Annotated in this window: 2 protein-coding genes and 1 pseudogene; 1 reads left to right on the forward strand and 2 read right to left on the reverse strand. The window is 63.8% G+C overall.

What is annotated here, in order from left to right:
- A pseudogene (locus AB1A62_RS22100) lies at window positions 1-1249 on the forward strand (serine/threonine protein kinase); the annotation flags it as partial.
- A gap of 71 nt (window positions 1250-1320) precedes the next feature.
- On the opposite strand, the gene AB1A62_RS22105 reads toward AB1A62_RS22100, so the two are convergent.
- Entirely contained in the window at window positions 1321-2043 is a 723-nt protein-coding gene (locus AB1A62_RS22105; protein ID WP_366663606.1) for a protein phosphatase 2C domain-containing protein, read from the reverse strand.
- Window positions 2043-2505: type VI secretion system-associated protein TagF (tagF, locus tag AB1A62_RS22110; RefSeq protein ID WP_366663605.1), on the reverse strand; the 463-nt coding region annotated here is incomplete at its 5' end. The genes AB1A62_RS22105 and tagF, both read right to left, overlap by 1 nt.

Consider the following 2505-nt stretch of genomic DNA (forward strand, 5'->3'; position numbering starts at 1 on the left):
CTCCCCGCCCGCTTCCAAAGCGGCACCGGCAAAAGCCAAGAAACGCGGCGGCGTCTGGGCCGCGCTGATAGTCCTGCTGCTGCTCGGCGGCGGTGGCGCCGGCGCCTATTTCGCCGGGTTTCTCGACAGTTTCCTGGGGCCCAGCTATCCGGTGGCGCGCCCCTATTCTCTGATTGCGGAAAAGCCGGCGGACGGTCCGGTGGAGATCGTCGGCAACGTGCCCTCTGAAACGGTCCGCGATGCGCTGCTTGCGCTGTCGCAGGACGCTGATCTGACCCTGGCGTCCGGAGCCATTGCCGACACCTGGGGTGCTGATGTGCTGGATACCGTGAAACCGCTCGAGGGCCTGCGCGAATGGCGGCTGGTGATCAGCAACAATAAGGCGCGGCTGACTGGAACCACGGATGACACCAACGTCGCGGAGATGCTGAATGAGCTGTTCCGCAACGGATTGCCCGGAGCCCTGGAAGGCAAGGCCGAAATCCGGTTTGAACTGCCGGTTCTGCCGGTGGCCGAGGTCAAGGCGATCATGGACAGCTTTGCCGACTGCGGCCCTCTGGTGCGTCAGGGCAACGGCCACTTTGACGGCTACGGCCCCACCGATCCGATCCTGATCAGCGGCCGGGTTGCCAGCACTGCCACCCGGCTTGAGCTGTTCGATGCCCTCCGCGCGCTGGCCCATGAGCGTCAGGTAGTTCTGGATGTAGAGGTGCTGAATGACTCGCTCTGTGTTGTTGAACAACACCTGCCCAAGGCGCCGCCGGGCGGCGCTGAGGTCGAGTTCGCGGTAGGTGGAACCACTGTGGAGCCGAACCCGTCAGGCCGCTTCTTTGTCGGCGAAAACCCGGTTATCGACGTGGTGCTGCCAAATGACCTGACCGACGGTTACCTCACGGTTTCGATCCTTGACGTATCGGGCAATGTATTCCACCTGCTGCCCAACATCTCGCGGGCGGACAATGCGGTCGCCAGCCTGCGGGACGGCGAAACAGGCGAGGTTCCGGTGCGGGTTGCCTACAGCCTGGAGGAATCGGCGTCTAATGGCGGCATTGCTTTCAAGGTCGACGACAGCACTCTGGGCAAGAGCAAGGTGCTGGTGCTGCATTCCGCAGAGCCCCTGTTTGACGGCATGCGGCCAACCTCTGAAAGCGCAGTGGGATTTGCCGAGGCGCTTAAGGCCAGCTATGAGGCTGATTCCAGCCGTATCCGCTCGCTCGACAGCCGTATTCTGGTTACCGCCAAGCCCTAACCAGAGCATTGGAATTTTGCGGAAATTCCGGCACGGGAAATATGTGTTTTCCGGGCCGGGAAACGGTTGCCTTACAGAACGTCGATCACGATGGCCGTGATGTTGTCCGCCCCGCCGCCCGTCAGTGCAATCTGGATAAGCTGATCGCCCACCGTTTCCAGCGGCGCGCCGCCCAGCACATCCTCCAGGATCTGGAAGGTGGCGTATTTGGTCAGCCCGTCCGAGCAGATCAGGAACCGGTCGCCGGGTTCTGTGTCGCCGCGGATCTTGTCGATCTCCAGCTCCTCCCCGACCCCTACGGCGCGGGTGATGGCATTGGAGTGCGGGTGCTGCTCCGCTTCGTCCCAGGTCATCTTGCCGGCCAGCACGTATTCCGCCACCGCCGAATGATCTTCTGTCAGCATCTCGATGCGGCCGTCGCGCAGCCGGTAGATCCGGCTGTCCCCGGCCCAGAGGCCGACAAAATGCTGGTTCGCCATGATCAGCGCCGCGACGGTTGACCCGATGGTGCCACCGCCTCGGGCCTCGGCCTCGGCCCGTATCGCCTTGTGCGCATTCTTGATCGCATCGCGCAGTGCATGCATCCGCGCTGCAGGGTCCAGGCCCAGCGGGATCATCGCCACCGCATCAGCGATCAGGCGGCTGGCAAAGTCGCCCGCGTCATGGCCGCCCATCCCATCGGCGACCAGCCAGATGTCATGTTCCGGCAAAGCCAGAACAGAGTCCTCGTTGACCTTGCGCTTCAGCCCCACGTGGGTTTGCGCGGTATAGCGGTATTTGCGCAGCTGATTCATCATGCGGCTTCGACCCCTGCCCAGACCGGCGCGCCAAGGTCAATCAAGCCCATGGCTGCCGAGCCCGACGGCAGACCCTGGCAGGCCAAGGTGCGCGGCACACCGTCCAAAACCGCGGTCCACAAGCTGCATCCGGACAGGCGGGGGTTCAATCGGCCGTCAGGACCTGAAACCGCCAGCCGCTCCAGCCCTTTCGGCCCCGCTATCACCGCATCCGGATTTTCGGATGCCGATCCCCGGCCATCTTCGGGCACCGGCATTGCTCCAAGCCGTTCAGCCAGGCTGTCTTTGGTCATGGTGTCCTCCAATGCATCCAATGCCAGGTCCTCCAGCCCCTCAAACAGCGGTTGGGCGCCCAAATGGCCCAGCTCCGGCGGACCGGATTTGGGCAGCGCCGCCATCAGGGTCAGCGGAAACCGCCGCCCAACCCGGTCGACCGACGGCATCATCACCCCCCAGACC

Source organism: Leisingera sp. JC11 (assembly GCF_040704725.1).
Lineage (GTDB): Bacteria > Pseudomonadota > Alphaproteobacteria > Rhodobacterales > Rhodobacteraceae > Leisingera.

Bases quoted from the DNA above. Each gene is read 5' to 3' on its own strand.
- AB1A62_RS22105 (WP_366663606.1), bottom strand. From the start codon at position 2,043: ATGAATCAGCTGCGCAAATACCGCTATACCGCGCAAACCCACGTGGGG.